General features: G+C 69.6%; 16 protein-coding genes. 10 read left to right on the top strand and 6 right to left on the bottom strand.

Translation table 11 applies throughout. The features are described from left to right. Positions 1 to 3: 3 nt before the first annotated feature. Both SRB17_RS36270 and eccCa read right to left on the bottom strand, forming a co-directional pair. Positions 4 to 465 carry a hypothetical protein gene (locus SRB17_RS36270; RefSeq protein WP_153545070.1) on the bottom strand — a complete coding sequence of 154 codons (462 nt, stop codon included), beginning with the start codon at positions 463 to 465 and terminating at the stop codon, positions 4 to 6. A 252-nt stretch (positions 466 to 717) separates the two neighbouring features. After that, positions 718 to 4,683 carry a type VII secretion protein EccCa gene (gene eccCa, locus SRB17_RS36265; protein WP_323376873.1) on the bottom strand — a complete coding sequence of 1,322 codons (3,966 nt, stop codon included), beginning with the start codon at positions 4,681 to 4,683 and terminating at the stop codon, positions 718 to 720. A gap of 335 nt (positions 4,684 to 5,018) precedes the next feature. Between eccCa and eccD the strand changes: the two genes are divergently transcribed. Continuing rightward, the gene (gene eccD / locus SRB17_RS36260) at positions 5,019 to 6,527 is read left to right on the top strand and encodes a type VII secretion integral membrane protein EccD (RefSeq protein ID WP_153545068.1); all 1,509 of its coding nucleotides are present in this window, start codon (positions 5,019 to 5,021) and stop codon (positions 6,525 to 6,527) included. A gap of 60 nt (positions 6,528 to 6,587) precedes the next feature. Here the strand turns inward: eccD and SRB17_RS36255 are convergent, their stop codons facing one another. Next, the gene (locus SRB17_RS36255; RefSeq protein ID WP_153545067.1) at positions 6,588 to 6,917 is read right to left on the bottom strand and encodes a DUF397 domain-containing protein; all 330 of its coding nucleotides are present in this window, start codon (positions 6,915 to 6,917) and stop codon (positions 6,588 to 6,590) included. Between the two features lie 220 nt (positions 6,918 to 7,137). On the opposite strand from SRB17_RS36255, the gene SRB17_RS36250 reads away from it, so the two are divergent. The 6 genes from SRB17_RS36250 (at position 7,138) to SRB17_RS36225 (ending at position 13,041) form a co-directional block, all read left to right on the top strand. After that, positions 7,138 to 7,365, top strand: a complete 228-nt coding sequence (locus SRB17_RS36250) for a hypothetical protein (RefSeq protein WP_153545065.1) — start codon at positions 7,138 to 7,140, stop codon at positions 7,363 to 7,365. Between the two features lie 180 nt (positions 7,366 to 7,545). After that, a complete protein-coding gene (gene rpsO, locus SRB17_RS36245; protein ID WP_323376872.1) occupies positions 7,546 to 7,833 on the top strand; it encodes a 30S ribosomal protein S15 in 288 nt (95 codons plus the stop codon). Between the two features lie 364 nt (positions 7,834 to 8,197). Continuing rightward, a complete protein-coding gene (locus tag SRB17_RS36240; RefSeq protein WP_323376871.1) occupies positions 8,198 to 10,420 on the top strand; it encodes a polyribonucleotide nucleotidyltransferase in 2,223 nt (740 codons plus the stop codon). Beyond that, positions 10,417 to 11,796: a pitrilysin family protein gene (locus SRB17_RS36235; RefSeq protein ID WP_323376869.1), complete on the top strand. Its 1,380-nt coding sequence runs from the start codon at positions 10,417 to 10,419 to the stop codon at positions 11,794 to 11,796. Before SRB17_RS36240 ends, SRB17_RS36235 begins: the two co-directional genes overlap by 4 nt. Before the next feature lie 26 nt (positions 11,797 to 11,822). Further along, on the top strand, positions 11,823 to 12,575 hold the full coding sequence (gene dapB / locus SRB17_RS36230; RefSeq protein WP_153545063.1) for a 4-hydroxy-tetrahydrodipicolinate reductase: 753 nt from the start codon (positions 11,823 to 11,825) through the stop codon (positions 12,573 to 12,575). Positions 12,576 to 12,588: 13 nt separating this feature from the next. Then, complete coding sequence (locus SRB17_RS36225; RefSeq protein WP_153545061.1) at positions 12,589 to 13,041, top strand: tetratricopeptide repeat protein; 453 nt, start codon at positions 12,589 to 12,591, stop codon at positions 13,039 to 13,041. A 123-nt stretch (positions 13,042 to 13,164) separates the two neighbouring features. On the opposite strand, the gene SRB17_RS36220 is transcribed toward SRB17_RS36225, so the two are convergent. Together SRB17_RS36220 and SRB17_RS36215 are read right to left on the bottom strand one after the other, a co-directional pair. After that, positions 13,165 to 13,719 (bottom strand): phage holin family protein, encoded by a 555-nt coding sequence (locus SRB17_RS36220; protein WP_323376867.1) that lies wholly within the window; start codon positions 13,717 to 13,719, stop codon positions 13,165 to 13,167. 91 nt (positions 13,720 to 13,810) lie between these two features. Then, positions 13,811 to 14,047 carry a hypothetical protein gene (locus tag SRB17_RS36215; RefSeq protein WP_153545059.1) on the bottom strand — a complete coding sequence of 79 codons (237 nt, stop codon included), beginning with the start codon at positions 14,045 to 14,047 and terminating at the stop codon, positions 13,811 to 13,813. A 203-nt stretch (positions 14,048 to 14,250) separates the two neighbouring features. Here SRB17_RS36215 and thyX point away from each other — a divergent pair, with 203 nt between their 5' ends. From thyX to SRB17_RS36200, 3 genes are all read left to right on the top strand, one after another. Next, complete coding sequence (gene thyX, locus SRB17_RS36210; protein ID WP_153545057.1) at positions 14,251 to 15,000, top strand: FAD-dependent thymidylate synthase; 750 nt, start codon at positions 14,251 to 14,253, stop codon at positions 14,998 to 15,000. A 239-nt stretch (positions 15,001 to 15,239) separates the two neighbouring features. Next, positions 15,240 to 16,139: a 4-hydroxy-tetrahydrodipicolinate synthase gene (gene dapA / locus SRB17_RS36205; protein ID WP_153545055.1), complete on the top strand. Its 900-nt coding sequence runs from the start codon at positions 15,240 to 15,242 to the stop codon at positions 16,137 to 16,139. Positions 16,140 to 16,294: 155 nt separating this feature from the next. Beyond that, positions 16,295 to 17,980, top strand: a complete 1,686-nt coding sequence (locus SRB17_RS36200; protein ID WP_153545053.1) for a ribonuclease J — start codon at positions 16,295 to 16,297, stop codon at positions 17,978 to 17,980. A 145-nt stretch (positions 17,981 to 18,125) separates the two neighbouring features. On the opposite strand, the gene SRB17_RS46870 is transcribed toward SRB17_RS36200, so the two are convergent. Continuing rightward, on the bottom strand, positions 18,126 to 18,359 hold a 234-nt coding region (locus tag SRB17_RS46870; RefSeq protein WP_228396472.1), incomplete at its 5' end, for a hypothetical protein.

The following is an 18,359-nucleotide window of genomic DNA, read 5'->3' as shown; positions in this document are numbered from 1 at the left end:
GCGTCAGCTGCCCTTCCGCTCGTCGAAGCCGTGGTCCAGCTGGGAGATGCTGCTCAGCGTGCCGGCGATGTAGGACTCGTCGGCGGCATGCTGGTTCTTGGTGTAGCGCAGGTGATTGGAGATGTGGGCGCAGGCATCGAGTAGCGTCTGCACCTGGTCGACCCAGTGCTCGGCGACGTGATCGAGGGCGGCTCCGATGGCGAAGCCCTGACTCTTGAGCCCTCCTGCCGCCTTCATGGAGGACAGGCGGGCGCCATCGCTGTAGTGGCTGAAGTCATTGAACAGCTCGTGCGCCGCGGAACCGATCGCGACGAGGTCCTTCTGGTGGACGGTGAGGTCACCGCGGGTGCTTCCGCCGCCGCCTCCACTGTCGGGAGCCAGTTGGTTGAGGCGCATGTGGGTCTCCCCACCCTGCCGACGCGCCTGCGCGTCCGCCTTGAGCTGCTCCCACTCGTCCCATGCCATGGTGATCATCCCCCGTGCAGCGCCCGCTGGGTCATCGACTTCCCTAGGGACCGTCTGGCGCTTCCCTCTGAATTGTCTAGCGCAGGTAAAATAGCAGGATGCCGGGATGGGCACAGCGGCGTTGCCGAATACGCGCAGGGCCTCCACGCCGGCCCTGCGCACAACGGCAGGATGCCGCGGACCAGAACGATCCGCGGCATCCAGGTCGAGCCAACAGCAACTGCCGACAACGACTCCGAAAGCGAGGGCCTCTCAGGACTCCACCAACCCCACCTGCACCATCGGCTTCCCCCGCTTCCGTGACACGAAGATCCCCCGTCCCGCCGGCATCGCCCGCGGCCGGACCCCGCCCAGCAGTTCGCCCTCGGCCGGATCACCCGCGAGGACCACACCCTGCGCGCCGAGTTCCTTGATGCGTTGCATGAAGGTCTCGTAGCCGGCGCGGCCGGCGCCCGCCGTGGAGCGGGCGATGATGAAGCGAACGCCGACGTCGCGGGCGAAGGGGAGGAGTTCCGTCAGGCCTGCCAGCGGGTTGCCGCTGGACGTGGACACCAGGTCGTAGTCGTCGATGACGACGTACACCGTGGGCCCCCGCCACCAGCTGCGGTTGCGCAGCTGCTCCGCGGTGACGTCGGCCGTCGGCGTGCGGCGCTGCATCAGGTCGGCCAGCGCGTCCATGTGGTGCTGCATCTGGTTCGACATGGGGATGTACTCGGCCAGGTGCGAGTCCGGGGTCACCCCGAGCAGCGAGCGCCGGTTGTCCACGACGAACAGCTTGCAGGTGTGGCCGTCGTAACGCTCGGTGAGGCGCTTGATGATGAGCTTCAGCAGGTTCGACTTGCCGGACTCGCTCTCACCGAACACCAGGAAGAACGGGTCCTGTTCGAAGTCCACGAACACCGGCTCGAGGTTGTCCTCGTCGAGCGCGAAGGAGATGCCCCGGTTCGGGAAACGGTCGCCCGGCGGGAGCTGGGTCGCCGGGAACTCGCGCGGCAGCAGGCGTACGTCCGGTGCGCCGGGCTCCTGCCAGTGGCGGGTGACCTCGGCCGCAAGAGCCGTCGTCGCCTCCGCCAGGTCCGTGTCGGAGGAGAGGCCGTCGATGCGCGGTACGGCCGCCATGAAGTGCTGTTTCTGCGGCGTCTGGCCGCGGCCCGGCACGCCGGTCGGCACGTTGGCCGCGATCTTGCGGTCGATCTCCGAGTCCATCGGATCACCGAGCCGCAGCTCGAGGCGGTTCATCAGGTGGTCCTTGAGGTTCGCCCGGACTTCCATCGAACGCGACCCGGTGATGATCACGTGGATGCCGTAGCCGAGACCGCGCTGCGCCATGTCCAGGACCAACGGTTCCAGGGCCTCGTAATCCGTGCGGAAGTTGCCCCAGCCGTCGATGACGAGGAAGACGTCGCCCCAGGGCTGGTCGGTCACCGAGATGTCGCCGCGCGCCCGGCGCGTGCGGAACTCCGCGATGGAGGAGATGCCTGCGGAGCGGAAGTACTCCTCGCGCCGGGTCATGACGCCGTACACCTCGGCCGCCGTACGCCGGACCTTCTCCGGGTCGAGGCGCGAGGCCACGCCGCCGACGTGCGGCAGGCCGGCCACCGCGGCCATGCCGCCACCACCGAAGTCCAGCCCGTAGAACTGCACTTCGTATGGGGTGTGGGTGAGCGCGAACGACGCGATGATCGAGCGTAGCAGGGTCGACTTGCCGGACTGCGGGCCACCGATGATCTGCATGTGGCCGGCCGCGCCGCCGAAGTCGAGCCACAGCGGGTCGCGCCGCTGCTCGTAGGGCTTGTCGATGAGGCCGACGGGGACCACGAGCCGGCCCGCGCCCTCGTAGCCCGGCTGGGTCATGCCACGGCCGGGCACCGGGGCCAGGCCCGGCAGCAGCGCGTCCAGCGACGGCGGGCTGTCCAGCGGGGGCAGCCACACCTGGTGGGCGGCCGGACCCTGCGCCTCCAGGCGCCGCACGATCACGTCGAGCACGGTGTCGGCGAGGGCGTCGTCCTGCCGCTCCGCTGCGGCCTCCTGACGCTGCTGCGGGACCGCCGCGTATTGCACCGGCACCTCGGCCGCGGTGAACAGGACGGGCCTGCGGTCGACAGGCAGCGGTCCGCCGAGCGCCGCGGCCTGCTGCGAGCTCGTGCGGTACACGCCGGATACGTACGCCGCCTTGAAGCGCACCATTTCGTCGGTGCCGAACTTCAGGAAGCCGGAACCCGGGACGTTCGGGAGCTCGTAGGCGTCCGGGACGCCGAGTGCGGCGCGGGACTCGGCCGCCGAGAACGTGCGCAGACCGATGCGGTACGAGAGATAGGTCTCCAGGCCGCGCAGGCGGCCCTCCTCCAGGCGCTGCGAGGCCAGCAGCAGGTGCACGCCCAGCGAACGGCCGATGCGGCCGATCTGCACGAACATCTCGATGAAGTCCGGCTTGGCGGTCAGCAGTTCGCTGAACTCGTCGATCACCAGGACGAGGGAGGGGATCGGCTGGAGCGGGGCGCCCGCCGCGCGGGCCTTCTCGTAGTCGTGGATGTTGGCGTAGTTGCCCGCGTCGCGCAGTAGCTCCTGGCGGCGGTTCAGCTCACCGCGGATCGAGTCGCCCATGCGGTCGACGAGGGTGAGGTCGTCCGCGAGGTTGGTGATGACGGCCGCCACGTGCGGCAGCTGGGCCATGCCCGCGAAGGTGGCGCCGCCCTTGAAGTCGGCGAGGACGAAGTTCAGCGTCTCGGAGGAGTGGGTCACCGCGAGACCGAGGACCAGTGTGCGCAGCAGCTCCGACTTGCCGGAACCGGTCGCACCGACGCACAGGCCGTGCGGGCCCATGCCCTCCTGCGCGGCCTCCTTGAGGTCGAGCATGACCGGCCGGCCGTCCTCACCGACACCGATGGGCACCCGCAGCCGCTCCGACTGCGAGCGCGGCCGCCACGTCCGCTTCGGGTCGACCGAGGCCGCGTCGCCCAGGTTCAGCAGGTCGGTGAACTCCAGGTTCGCGAGCAGCGGTTCGTCGTCGTCCCCACCCGACGCCATCCGCAGCGGCGCCAGCTGACGGGCGAGCGCCTCCGCGGCCTCGTACGACAGGACGTCCGGGGTCCCTTCGTAGACCATGCCGTGCGCCGACTCCAGGCGCAGCTCCTTGGGCTGCACGATGACGGACAGGTCGCCCCGGCCGATGGTGAGGTCGCCCGGCACGACCTCCAGGACCGTCACACCCTGCATGCCCTCGGGGCTGGCCAGCAGCGAGGTCGGGGGCAGGGAGACACCGTCGAGCACGACCACCACGTGCGGCTGCTCCGGGACCGGGGGGCCACCGGGGTGGAAGCGCGGGCGGCCCTGGAGACGGGCGGCGAGCCGGTCCTCCAGCTCGACGGGGTCGGTGGTGATCAGCCGGATGCTGCCGGCGCCGTCGGCGAGGCCCTGCGCCTGCACATGCGGCAGCCACTTGGCCCACTCCCACTCGGGCGCCGTCCGGCGCTCGGCGACGACGGCGACGACCAGGTCCTCGGGGGAGTGCATGGCGGCGAGGGAGGCGGTGACGGCACGGGCGGCGCCGCGCACGGTGCCGGGCTCGCCGCTGATCGTCACGTGGTAGAAGGCGCGCAGCGAGACCGCCATCGGCAGTTCGTCGAGGGTGCTGTGCGTGACCAGGAAGCGCTGCATGGCGCCCGCGGTCAGCGGCTCCAACTCGTCCACGGGGGCGGTCTGCGGAGGGATCAGGGGAGTGGCCAGGGCCTGCGGGCCGAGGCCCACGCGCACCTGTCCGAAGTCCTCGTCACCGGTGCGCCGTTCCCACACCCGGCTGCCCTCGGCGACCAGCGCCCACAGTTGCTCCGGCGAAGGGTGCAGGTAGTACTGCGCGTCGCGCTGGGCCTTGGCGGTGTCCAGTGCGTCGCGCCGGGTCTGCGACAGGTAGCGCAGGTAGTCGCGGCGCATGTCGGCCATCTGCCCCTGGTTGCCGCGGCGGTAGCGGACCAGCATCGAGATGCCCATGGCGATCGTCGAGGCCACCATCAGCAGGCCCATGATCTTCATGAAGGGCTGGGCCTGGGGGTTGAAGAAGAACACCACGGACCCGCCCATGCCGAGCATGGGCAGGAGCTGCATCCAAGCGCTTTCCTGCTGGCCGCGCGGCAGTTCCGGCGGAGCCTGCAGCATGACCTCGTCCGTGGGCACTTCCTTCGGCAGTGCCCGCGGTGGGCGCTTGACGACGATGTGGCTCACTACGCACCAATTCCCTTGCCGGACCGAGATTTTTCGTCCACCGCCCCGTGTCAGGCGAACGTCGATCGCGAAGCGCGATCCTACTGACAACCACCGACAACGGCTGGCGGTAGGGTGCCGGTGAGACGCGTGAGCAGTTGCGAATCGTTCCGGGAAAACCCGGGCAATCCGCAACGGTTCGAAGGAGGCGCCCGACCGCAAACCCCGGATGCGACCGCTCGGTTCACCGGTGGAGCGCGTGGCGCCGCACAACCTACACAGGATTTTTACGGGCGGAAGGTGCGCGGCGGCACCGCAGGCCGCCCACCACCGACGAGGGGGAACAGCAGGTGAGCATGACGGCCTCCGCGCCGGCCGGCGCGACCGGCGGACACGGCACCGGAGCCCCTTCCGGGGCGGGCATGGGATTCGGGTTCTGCCGGGTCACCATCGTGGCGCCCGACAGCCGCATCGACGTGGCGCTGCCCGACGACGTACCCGTCGCCGACCTCTACCCGGAGATTCTGCGCCTGTCCCAGCAGAGCCCCGACGAGGGCGCCCCGGTCGGTTACCACCTCGTACGGCGCGACGGCACCGTCCTCGACGGCGCCCGGTCCTTCACGGCACAGCGCATCCTCGACGGCGAGCTGCTCACCCTGCGCCCGTTCGCCGAGTCGCTGCCGCCCGCCGTCCTCGACGACGTCTCCGAGGCGGTGGCCTCCGCCGTCACCCGCGACCGCACCCTGTGGAGCGGCGACCTCACCCGCGCCGCCGGCCTCGTCGCGGGCGGCATCCTGCCCGCGCTGCTCGCCTTCGTGGCCTGGAGCGCCCAGATCCACCACGACATGCACAGCCTGCAGGGCATCATCGCGGGCGTCACCGGCATCCTGCTGGTCACCATCGCCTGCGTACGCGCGCGCGTGTACGACGACCGGGGCTCCGCGGTCGCGCTGGGACTCGGCGCGCTGCCGAACATCGGCGTGGCCGGTTCGGGGCTGCTGCCGCTCGCCGACCACGAGGGCATCGGACGGCTCCAGTTCCTGCTCGCCTGCACGGCGGTCCTCGTCGCCTCCCTGGTGCTCACCCTTGTGTCGCCCGGCGGCGACGGACCCTTCGTGGCGTTCCTCTTCGCCTCCGCCATCGGTCTGGTCACCACCTTCATCGCGACCCTCACCGATCTGAAGCCCATCGAGACGGCCGCCATCTGCGCCCCCCTGTCCGTCGTCGCGCTGGCTTTCCTGCCGGGCCTGTCCATGCGCTTCGCGCGGCTGCCCATCGGCTTCGAACCGCCCAACCCCTCCCGCGGCGGCTACGACACCGGCGAGCCCGTCCCTCAGGAGCCCGTGGACGCCGAGCGGGTGGCCGCCCGGGCCCGGCGCGGCCACGAACTCCTCGTCGGCCTCGTCGGGGGCTGTGCCCTCGTCGCCGTCGGCGCGTCGATCGTCCTCGGCTTCTCCAGCAACACCTGGGCCCAGCTCCTGGCCCTCGCGACCGGCGTGGCGATGCTGATGCGGGCGCACCTGTTCCGCTACACCGCGCAGGTCGGCGCCACCCTGGCGGCCGGCCTCGCCGCCCTCGTCTTCCTCGGCCTCGGGCTTGCCCTGAACCCGCCCAGGGGCTATCTGATCGACGCCGTCCAGGGTGACACCTCGTCCCTCGACATCCGCAGCATCTGGCTCGCCGCCGCGGTCGGCGCGGCCACCGCCCTGGTCACCGCGATCGGTCTGATCACTCCGCGCCGCGGTGTCACCCCCTTCTGGGGCCGTTTCCTGGAGATCGCCGAGAGCTTCGTCCTGCTCACCCTCGTCCCGCTGGCGCTGGCCGTGTTCGACGTGTACGCCCGTGCACGGGCGATGACCAGCTAGGGAACACCGGTATGTGAAAGGGGGCGGCACGCGTGCGTGCCGCCCCCTTTCACATACTGCTCACTGCGCCGCCAGCCCCCCATTGCGCTCCGTCGGCTCCAGATCGAACTCCCCGTCCCGCGCCCCCAGCACGAACGCCCGCCACTCTGCCTCGGTGTAGCGCAGCACGGTGTCGTGGTCGAGGGAGGAGCGCATCGCCACCGCCCCGTCGGGCAGGTACGCGATCTCGACCCGCTCCTCGTGTTCCTCCGTGCCGGGCGCGCACTGCCAGTCGACGCCGGAGATGTCGAGCGCGTACAGCTCGTCCCGCTCCCGCTCCTTGCGTGCCTTGACGTCTTCCTGCGATTCCGGCGCCGGTGTCGCGGCGCTCGTGCCCTGTGTCTCGGCCATGGTGAAGTGGCCCCCTTCGGCATACGGACGGCGTTGCGTTGTCACCCTACTGGGAGGCCACGCACGCGTACCGTGAAACGGCCTGGTCAACGCCTGGAGGAGGGTCCGGCCGGACACGCGGGGCCCACGGGTGGCCGCTTGTGCCCGGAGGGCGGAGGTTTCGTCACAGGCGCGCAACGGGCGCGCCCATGGCATGCCATGCCCACGTAAATTCCGGGCCATGAGCATGCCTGGCACCGCCCCATGGTCCCTCCCGTCGACCGGCGTACTCGCCCTGGGCCGCGGGCGGGGCGGCGGTCACCACAGCAGCTATCACGGCAGCTATTCCGGCGGTTACCACCACTACGGGAGCCACGGATCCGGCGGCGGCGACGTCTGGGTGTGGGTCCTCGTCCTGGTCGTCGTGGTCGTGGCTGTCCTGGTCTGGAACGCCAGGCGCGACCACTGACACGGACGGTCGAAACGTCCTGGTACCCTGAGTGACGGCCGTTTGTGTACGCACCCCCGGAGCCCCTGAAGGGGCCCTGGAGGCCGCGCCCAGCGGATCCCGCCTCCCGAGTAACGGAAGCTCCCCCGAGATGTAGACCGGGGGCACTCGGTGGCACTCAACAGACTATGAGGAGTACGCGTGTCGCTCGACGCCGCTATGAAGAAGCAGATCATCGCCGAGTTCGGTACCAAGGAGGGTGACACCGGCTCCCCCGAGGTCCAGGTCGCTCTGCTCTCCCGTCGGATCTCCGACCTGACGGAGCACCTCAAGACCCACAAGCACGACCACCACTCCCGCCGTGGCCTGCTGATCCTCGTCGGTCAGCGCCGCCGCCTGCTGCAGTACCTGGCGAAGAAGGACATCCAGCGCTTCCGTACGCTGGTCGACCGCCTCGGCATCCGCCGTGGTGCGGCGGGCGCCAAGTAGGACGCCGTGACAGGGAGCGGTTCCGGGCAGGGCCCGGGGACCGCTCCCTTCGTCGTATGCGCGGCGACCTCTGTCGCACATGCGGAAACGTGCGGAGTGTCACTCACGCTTTGTAGTGTGGTAGCACAACGCAATACGCACGACACAGAACGACGTACGACACAGAACAACGACGTACGACACAGAACGAGGAGAAGCGCACCTCGCCGCCGCCGGTCCTCGGTAGTGGCCCCCGGGGGGAAGCGAGCCCCGGGTGCTTCGATCGAAGACCGGCCCGCACCGCACGGCGCGCTTCTCCACCGCAGTCCCCCTGCCACACGGGCAGCCAAGGGACGAAAGACGATATGTAACGGAGAAAACGCTAGTGGAGAACGAGACCCACTACGCCGAGGCCGTCATCGACAACGGCGCCTTCGGCACCCGTACCATCCGCTTCGAGACGGGCCGTCTGGCCAAGCAGGCCGCCGGGTCCGCCGTGGCGTACCTGGACGACGACACCATGGTGCTGTCGGCCACCACCGCCTCCAAGAACCCCAAGGACCAGCTCGACTTCTTCCCGCTGACGGTGGACGTCGAGGAGCGCATGTACGCGGCCGGGAAGATCCCCGGTTCCTTCTTCCGCCGTGAGGGCCGGCCCTCCGAGGACGCGATCCTCACCTGCCGGCTGATCGACCGCCCGCTGCGCCCGTCCTTCAAGAAGGGCCTGCGCAACGAGATCCAGGTCGTCTGCACCGTCATGGCGCTCAACCCCGACCACCTGTACGACGTCGTGGCGATCAACGCCGCGTCCGCGTCCACGCAGCTGGCCGGTCTGCCCTTCTCCGGCCCGATCGGCGGCGTCCGCGTCGCGCTGATCCGCGGCCAGTGGGTCGCGTTCCCCACGCACACCGAGCTCGAGGACGCCGTCTTCGACATGGTGGTCGCGGGCCGCGTCCTGGAGGACGGCGACGTCGCGATCATGATGGTGGAGGCCGAGGCCACCGACAACACCATCAAGCTGGTCGAGGGCGGCACCGAGGCGCCGACCGAGGAGGTCGTCGCCGCCGGTCTGGAGGCTGCCAAGCCCTTCATCAAGGTCCTGTGCCGCGCCCAGTCCGACCTCGCCGCCAAGGCCGCCAAGCCGACCGGCGAGTTCCCGATCTTCCTGGACTACCAGGACGACGTCCTGGAGGCCCTGACCGCCGCGGTCAAGCCCGAGCTCGCCCAGGCGCTCACCATCGCCGGCAAGCAGGAGCGCGAGGCCGAGCTGGACCGCGTCAAGGGGCTCGCCGCCGAGAAGCTCCTGCCGGAGTTCGAGGGCCGCGAGAAGGAGATCTCCGCCGCGTACCGCTCGCTGACCAAGACCCTGGTCCGTGAGCGCGTCATCAAGGAGAAGAAGCGCATCGACGGCCGTGGGGTGACGGACATCCGTACCCTCGCCGCCGAGGTCGAGGCCATCCCGCGGGTGCACGGTTCCGCGCTGTTCGAGCGTGGCGAGACCCAGATCCTGGGCGTCACCACCCTCAACATGCTCCGCATGGAGCAGCAGCTGGACACCCTCTCCCCGGTGACCCGCAAGCGTTACATGCACAACTACAACTTCCCGCCGTACTCCACCGGTGAGACCGGCCGCGTCGGCTCCCCGAAGCGCCGCGAGATCGGCCACGGCGCCCTCGCCGAGCGCGCCCTGGTGCCGGTGCTGCCCACGCGCGAGGAGTTCCCGTACGCGATCCGTCAGGTGTCCGAGGCCCTCGGCTCCAACGGCTCGACGTCCATGGGCTCCGTCTGCGCCTCCACCATGTCGCTGCTGAACGCCGGTGTGCCGCTGAAGGCCCCGGTCGCCGGTATCGCCATGGGCCTGATCTCCCAGGAGATCGAGGGCGAGACGCACTACGTCACCCTCACCGACATCCTCGGTGCGGAGGACGCCTTCGGTGACATGGACTTCAAGGTCGCCGGCACCAAGGAGTTCGTGACCGCCCTCCAGCTCGACACCAAGCTGGACGGCATCCCCGCCTCCGTCCTGGCCGCGGCCCTCAAGCAGGCCCGCGACGCCCGCCTGCACATCCTCGACGTGATGATGGAGGCCATCGACCGGCCCGACGAGATGAGCCCGCACGCCCCGCGGATCATCACCGTCAAGATCCCGGTCGACAAGATCGGCGAGGTCATCGGCCCCAAGGGCAAGATGATCAACCAGATCCAGGAGGACACGGGCGCCGAGATCACCATCGAGGACGACGGCACGATCTACATCGGTGCCGCCGACGGCCCCTCCGCCGAGGCCGCCCGCGCCACGATCAACGGCATCGCCAACCCGACGATGCCCGAGGTCGGCGAGCGCTACCTCGGTACGGTCGTGAAGACGACCACCTTCGGTGCGTTCGTCTCCCTGCTGCCCGGCAAGGACGGTCTGCTGCACATCTCGCAGATCCGCAAGCTGGCCGGCGGCAAGCGCGTGGAGAACGTCGAGGACGTCCTCGGCGTGGGCCAGAAGGTCCAGGTCGAGATCGCCGAGATCGACTCCCGCGGCAAGCTCTCCCTCGTCCCGGTGATCGAGGGCGAGGAAGGCTCCGACGAGAACCAGAAGGACGACGCCGAGCAGTGACGTCCCGTAGCTCCAAGGTGACGGCCCGCCCCTCTTCGGAGGCGCGGGCCGTCGCCCGTACCCAAACCCTCATCAAGGGCACAGGCGGCATCGGCACGGTTCGCAAGACCACCCTCCCGGGCGGCCTGCGCATCGTCACCGAGACCCTGCCCTCGGTCCGCTCCGCGACCTTCGGCATCTGGGCGCACGTCGGCTCCCGCGACGAGACCCCGGCCCTGAACGGCGCCACGCACTACCTGGAGCACCTGCTCTTCAAGGGCACGGCCAAGCGCAGCGCGCTGGACATCTCCGCCGCCCTCGACGCCGTCGGCGGCGAGATGAACGCGTTCACGGCGAAGGAGTACACGTGCTACTACGCGCGCGTGCTCGACACCGACCTGCCGCTCGCCATCGACGTCGTCTGCGACATGCTGACCGGCTCGCTGATCCTCGAGGAGGACGTCGACGTCGAGCGCGGCGCGATCCTCGAAGAGATCGCCATGACCGAGGACGACCCGGGCGACTGTGTGCACGACCTGTTCGCGCACACCATGTTCGGCAACAACGCCCTCGGCCGCCCCGTCCTCGGCACGGTCGACACGGTCAACGCCCTCACCGCCGACCGCATCCGCCGCTTCTACAAGAAGCACTACGACCCCACCCACCTGGTGGTCGCCTGCGCCGGCAACGTCGACCACGCCAAGGTCGTACGACAGGTCCGCGCGGCCTTCGAGAAGGCGGGCGCCTTCAACGGCCTCGACGCGCGGCCCATCGGCCCGCGCGACGGCAGCCGTACGATCCGCACGTACGGCAAGGTCGAGCTGCTCGGCCGCAAGACCGAGCAGGCGCACGTCGTCCTCGGCATGCCGGGCCTCGCCCGCACCGACGACCGCCGCTGGGCCATGGGCGTGCTCAACACCGCCCTCGGCGGCGGCATGTCCTCCCGCCTCTTCCAGGAGGTCCGGGAGAAGCGCGGCCTCGCCTACAGCGTGTACTCGTACACCTCAGGCTTCGCCGACTGTGGCCTGTTCGGGGTGTACGCCGGCTGCCGGCCGAGCCAGGTGCACGACGTGCTGAAGATCTGCCGCGACGAACTCGACCACGTCGCCGTCAACGGCCTCACCGACGACGAGATCGCCCGCGCCATCGGCCAGCTCCAGGGCTCGACCGTCCTCGGCCTCGAGGACACCGGCGCGCTGATGAACCGCATCGGCAAGAGCGAGCTGTGCTGGGGCGAGCAGATGTCCGTGGACGACATGCTGGACCGGATAGCGGCGGTCACCCCGGACGAGGTCCGCTCGGTCGCCCGCGACATCCTGGGACAGCGCCCGTCGCTGTCGGTCATCGGCCCGCTGAAGGACAAGCAGGCCGCGCGGCTGCACGACGCCGTCGCCTGAACACCTCCCGTAAGGAAGCACAAGAGATGAGCAAGCTGCGCGTGGCGGTCCTCGGTGCCAGGGGCCGGATCGGGTCCGAGGCGGTCAAGGCGGTCGAGGCCGCCGAGGACATGGAGCTGGTCGCCGCCCTCGGCCGGGGCGACAAGCTCCAGACGCTGGCGGATACGGGCGCCCAGGTCGCCGTGGAGCTGACCACCCCGGACTCCGTCATGGACAACCTCGACTTCTGCGTGCGCCACGGCATCCACGCGGTCGTCGGTACGACCGGCTGGACCGAGGAGCGCCTCGCACAGCTGAAGGACTGGCTCGCCGCCTCCCCGGAGACCGGCGTGCTCATCGCACCGAACTTCTCCATCGGCGCCGTGCTGACGATGAAGTTCGCCCAGCTCGCGGCGCCGTACTTCGAGTCGGTCGAGGTCGTCGAGCTGCACCACCCGAAGAAGGTGGACGCGCCGAGCGGTACGGCCACGCGCACGGCTCAGCTCATCGCCGAGGCCCGCCGGGCCGCCGGTACGGCCCCGGCGCCGGACGCCACCGTGACGGCCCTGGACGGCGCGCGGGGCGCCAGTGTCGACGGGATCCCGGTCCACGCCGTACGGCTGCGCGGCCTCCTGGCCCACCAGGAGGTGCTGCTCGGCGGCGAGGGCGAGACCCTGACCATCCGCCACGACTCCCTGCACCACAGCAGCTTCATGCCGGGCATCCTGCTCGGCGCCCGCCGCGTGGTGACCACTCCGGGCCTGACCTTGGGCCTGGAGCACTTCCTGGACCTGAGCTGAGACAGACCCTCCGATGCGCGCGAAGATCACCTACCTCGTCACGGCCGCCGTCCTGGTCTTCTACTTCGTCCTGGTCGGCAGCCGCGGCGTCATGCTCATCGAGTCCGGCACGGTCCTGACGGTCACCTTCGGCGTGGCCGTCCTGATCCTGCCGGTCATCGGCCTGTGGTTCCTGTGGAAGAACACCCAGTTCGTCCGCAGGGCCAACGCTCTCGCCGCCGAACTCGACGCCGAGGGCGGGCTGCCCGTGGACGAGCTGAAGCGGCTGCCCAGCGGCCGGATCGACCGCGACTCCGCCGACGAGGTCTTCACCAAGCGCAAGGCCGAGACCGAGGCGTCCCCCGACGACTGGCGCTGCTGGTTCCGCCTCGCCGTCGCCTATCACGACGCCCGCGACACGCCCCGCGCCCGCAAGGCGATGCAACGGGCCATCGCCCTGCACGACGGAAATCCGGCCGAGGTCTGAGCACCCCGAAGGGGCGCGGGGCTGCGTCGATGTGCGGCTTCGCCGCGTGGGCGCGACCAGCCTCGACGTGGCCGCAGCCAGGGGACGGCCGCCCACCCCAGGGCACGGCCTTGCCCGACAGAGTCAACCGCGCACGTACTCCGCCGCCCACGCCTCCACCGTGTCAGCCGCGCGATCGAACGCGGCCGGCCGGCCCAGGAAGTCCAGCGTGTGCGTGGTCAACAGCGGCGACGTGTCCTCGGCCGGCCGGTCCTTGCGTACGAGCGTCAGCGCCTGCCCCTGCACCGCCCGAGGCAACCCCAGCCAGCGCACCGGCTGTTGCACCGTTCGCACCGAGACCACCCGCGCCCACGGCACCGTACGCGTCATCAGCAAGCCGACGTGGCGCAGCCCGCGCCCGCTCACCCACACGCCCATGCGCAGCAGCCGCAGCGCGCCGGCGATGACCACGAGCCCGGCGATCAGGACCGCCCCGGCCGAGGACACCGAGCGGGTCAGGGCGATGGCCACCGCGGAGAACATCACGAAGGAGGCGAGCAGCAGCACCAGCGCCGCCACACCCACCCGCCAGGGACCGGGACGGTAGGGGCGCCGCCAGCGCTCCCGGTCGTCGTACGGCAGCGCGCTCTCGGGCGCGGCCTCGAACGTGCGGTCGGCCGTCAGAAAGGACAGGGGCACGGCTGGTCCTCACTCGGTGCGTGCTTGGGCTGTGCCCGGTGAGGCTATCCGCCGCTGTTCCCGCCCACCACCCTTGGGCCGCCGGAAGAGCTCAGTGCCCTTGGGAGGCCTGGGACTGCTGCGCCGGCGTACTGGACGGAGCGGACATCGCCGGCATCCCGAGGATCAGGGCCCCCGCCAGGCCGGCGACGAGGGTGAGCCCCAGCAGCCAGCGCCCGGCTATCTCCCCGAAGGACGCCCGCGGACGGGGCGGGGGAGTGACATTGCTCCGGAACCTGTCCGCCTCGGCCAGGAAGGCGAAGGGCACGGGGTCACGCCGACGGAACATCGCGGGTACGTCTCCTTTCGGGATCAACGTTTTCGGGTCGAACGAGTGGGCCTCACCGATACAGACGCTCGAGTGACACAAAAGGTGCCCATGTCGGAAAAAATCCGTGGTGGGATTTTTGAGGTCCGGGACTGCCGTGTGTGGCCGGGTACTGCCGTGGCCCGGGCGGGTGCCCCGTAAGGTGGGCGCGAACCACAGCTGTGATGGGAAGGACCCCGACCCCCGTGACCACCCCCGAGTCGCTCACGTTCCGCAGTGACGTCACCGTCGAGCTGGTGAAGTCCAGCGCTTCGGACGCCGACGTCCTCTTCGCCGCGCGCGTCTCCACCGCCGGCGAGCAGTCCCTGGACGAGCTGAAGAAGGACCCCGAGCGCTCCAAGGGCCTGATCAACTTCCTGATGCGCGACCGGCACGGCAGCCCGTTCGAGCACAACTCGATGACGTTCTTCGTCAGCGCCCCGATCTTCGTCTTCCGCGAGTTCATGCGGCACCGGGTCGGCTGGTCGTACAACGAGGAGTCCGGCCGCTACCGGGAGCTCCAGCCGGTCTTCTACGTCCCCGGCGCCGACCGCAAGCTCGTGCAGGAGGGGCGCCCGGGCAAGTACGTCTTCGTCGAGGGCACTCCGGCCCAGCACGAGGCGGTCAGCGGCACGCTGCGGGAGTCCTACGAGCAGGCGTACGCGGCGTACCAGAAGATGCTCGCCGAGGGCGTCGCCCGCGAGGTCGCCCGCGCGGCCCTGCCCGTCGGCCTCTACTCCTCGATGTACGCCACCTGCAACGCCCGCTCCCTGATGCACTTCCTCGGCCTGCGCACCCAGCACGAACTGGCCAAGGTGCCGTCCTTCCCGCAGCGGGAGATCGAGATGGTCGGGGAGAAGATGGAGGCGGAGTGGGCGAAGCTCATGCCCCTGACGCACGCCGCCTTCAACGCGAACGGGCGCGTGGCCCCGTAAGAGGGTCTGGCCCCGTAAGAAAGGCCTACGAAGCCCTGTTCCCCCGCCCGGAACGGATGTACGGATCAGCCTGGCGAAGTGTCCGTATTGCGGCATTTAGAGAAGTTCATCTAGCCTGATCAAACGGACCCGGCACTGCTTGAACCCCCGAGCAGGCAGTGCCGGGCTCCGCATTTGTCCTGACTTACCCGACCCCCCGAGGGCAGACCGCACAGTGGGCACCGAGTAGCGTGTTACCCATGGCTCCGACCTCGACTCCGCAGACCCCCTTCGGGCGGGTCCTCACCGCCATGGTCACGCCCTTCACGGCGGACGGCGCACTCGACCTCGACGGCGCGCAGCGGCTCGCCGCCCACCTGGTGGACGCAGGCAACGACGGCCTGATCATCAACGGCACCACGGGCGAGTCCCCCACCACCAGCGATGCGGAGAAAGCGGACCTCGTACGAGCCGTACTGGAGGCGGTCGGCGACCGCGCCCACGTCGTCGCCGGCGTCGGCACCAACGACACCCACCACAGCATCGAGCTGGCCCGCCAGGCCGAGCGCATCGGCGCCCACGGCCTGCTGGTCGTCACGCCGTACTACAACAAGCCTCCGCAGGAGGGCCTGTACCGGCACTTCACGGCCGTCGCCGACGCCACCGGCCTGCCGGTCATGCTGTACGACATCCCCGGCCGCAGCGGCGTCCCGATCAACACCGAGACCCTCGTCCGGCTCGCCGAGCACCCCCGGATCGTCGCCAACAAGGACGCCAAGGGCGACCTCGGCCGCGCCAGCTGGGCCATCGCCCAGTCCGGCCTCGCCTGGTACTCCGGCGACGACATGCTGAACCTCCCGCTGCTCTCCGTGGGCGCGGTCGGCTTCGTCTCGGTCGTCGGCCACGTCGTCACCCCCGACCTGCGGGCCCTCGTCGACGCGTACGTCTCCGGCGACGTCGTCAAGGCCACCGAGATCCACCAGAAGCTGCTCCCGGTATACACCGGCATGTTCCGCACCCAGGGCGTCATGACCACCAAGGCCGCGCTCGCCCTCCAGGGACTGCCCGCCGGGCCGCTGCGCTCACCCATGGTCGAGTGCTCGCCCGAGGAGATCGCGCAGCTCAAGATCGATCTTGCCGCCGGCGGGGTACAGCTCTGACAACAGACTTGGCACCACACGGGCTTCACAACTGAAGATCAACAGAATAGACGGGCCACCGGTGCCCGCATCCCACAACGACAACTGCTTCTGCACGAACGTCTCACGCGCCACGTGCCCCACCGGTACGTGGCGCGTGTGGTGAGGAGAGTCTTTTGAGTCATCCGCATCCCGAACTCGGCCCGCCCCCGCCCCTCCCCGAGGGGGGCCTGCGGGTCACCCCGCTCGGCGGTCTCGGCGAGATCGGCCGAAACATGACGGTCTTCGAGTACGGCGGCCGCCTGCTGATCGTCGACTGCGGAGTGCTCTTCCCCGAGGAGGAGCAGCCCGGAATCGACCTGATCCTGCCGGACTTCTCGTCCATCCGGGACCGCCTCGACGACATCGAGGGCATCGTCCTCACGCACGGCCACGAGGACCACATCGGCGGTGTCCCGTTCCTGCTCCGCGAGAAGCCGGACATCCCGCTGATCGGCTCCAAGCTGACCCTCGCCCTGATCGAGGCCAAGCTCCAGGAACACCGGATCCGCCCCTACACCCTCGAGGTGGCCGAGGGGCAGCGCGAGCGCATCGGCCCCTTCGACTGCGAGTTCATCGCCGTCAACCACTCCATCCCGGACGCGCTGGCCGTCGCCATCCGCACCCCCGCCGGCATGGCGGTGCACACCGGCGACTTCAAGATGGACCAGCTCCCACTGGACAACAGGCTCACCGACCTGCACGCCTTCGCGCGGCTGAGCGAGGAGGGCATCGACCTCCTCCTCACGGACTCCACCAACGCCGAGGTCCCCGGCTTCACCCCGCACGAGCGCGACATCTCCAACGTGCTGCGCCAGGTCTTCGCCGGCGCGCGCAAGCGGATCATCGTGGCGAGCTTCGCCAGCCACGTCCACCGCATCCAGCAGATCCTGGACGCGGCCCACGAGTACGGCCGCCGGGTCGCTTTCGTAGGCCGCTCCATGGTCCGCAACATGGGCATCGCGAGGGACCTGGGGTATCTGAAGGTGCCCCCGGGCCTGGTCGTTGACGTCAAGACGCTGGACGACCTCCCCGACCATGAGGTGGTCCTGGTCTGCACGGGCTCACAGGGCGAACCGATGGCGGCGCTGTCGAGGATGGCGAACAGGGACCACCAGATCCGGATCGTCGCAGGCGACACGGTGATCCTGGCGTCCTCGCTCATCCCCGGCAACGAGAACGCGGTCTACCGGGTGATCAACGGCCTGACCCGCTGGGGCGCCAACGTCGTCCACAAGGGCAACGCCAAGGTGCACGTTTCCGGCCATGCGTCCGCGGGCGAGCTGCTGTACTTCTACAACATCTGCCGACCGAAGAACCTCATGCCGGTGCACGGCGAGTGGCGCCACCTGCGTGCCAACGCCGAGCTGGGCGCGCTGACGGGTGTCCCGCACGACCGGATCGTCATCGCCGAGGACGGCGTCGTGGTCGACCTGGTCGCGGGCAAGGCCAAGATCTCCGGCAAGGTCCAGGCGGGTTACGTCTACGTCGACGGCCTCTCCGTCGGCGACGTCGGCGAGCCGGCCCTCAAGGACCGCAAGATCCTCGGTGACGAGGGGATCATCTCGGTCTTCGTGGTCGTGGACTCGTCCACCGGCAAGATCACCGGCGGCCCGCACATCCAGGCGCGCGGCTCCGGTATCGAGGACTCGGCCTTCGCCGACGTCATCCCGAAGGTCACGGAGGCGCTGGAGCGGTCCGCCCAGGACGGCGTCGTGGAGCCGCACCAGCTCCAGCAACTCGTCCGGCGCACCCTCGGCAAGTGGGTCTCCGACACGTATCGCCGCAGGCCGATGATCCTCCCTGTGGTCGTGGAGGTCTGACGACCCGTCGGGAGCATCACCCGAGCGGGGCGCCTCGATTTGCATCTAGGCGCCCCGCTCCAGTACGTTTACGGCTCCGCCCAACCGGGAACCCCAGCACTTCACGCGCTGGACACGGATGCCCGGAGCGGGTGGGAAAACCGACTCAGAACTTCTGATAAAGTCGGAACCGCCGGAAAGGAAACCGCGAGAAACACGCGGAAACCTGGAAAGCACCGAGGAAATCGGATCGAGAAAAGATCTGATAGAGTCGGAAACACCGAAGGGAAGCGCCCGGAGGAAAGCCCGAGAGGGTGAGTACGAAGGAAGCGACCGTTCCTTGAGAACTCAACAGCGTGCCAAAAGTCAACGCCAGATATGTTGATACCCCGTCTTCGGT

This window comes from Streptomyces sp. RB17 (assembly GCF_009604455.1).
In the GTDB taxonomy this organism is placed as follows: domain Bacteria; phylum Actinomycetota; class Actinomycetes; order Streptomycetales; family Streptomycetaceae; genus Streptomyces.
The sequence above is the reverse complement of the archived record's forward strand: the minus strand, read 5'-3'. Positions and strand labels throughout refer to the sequence as shown.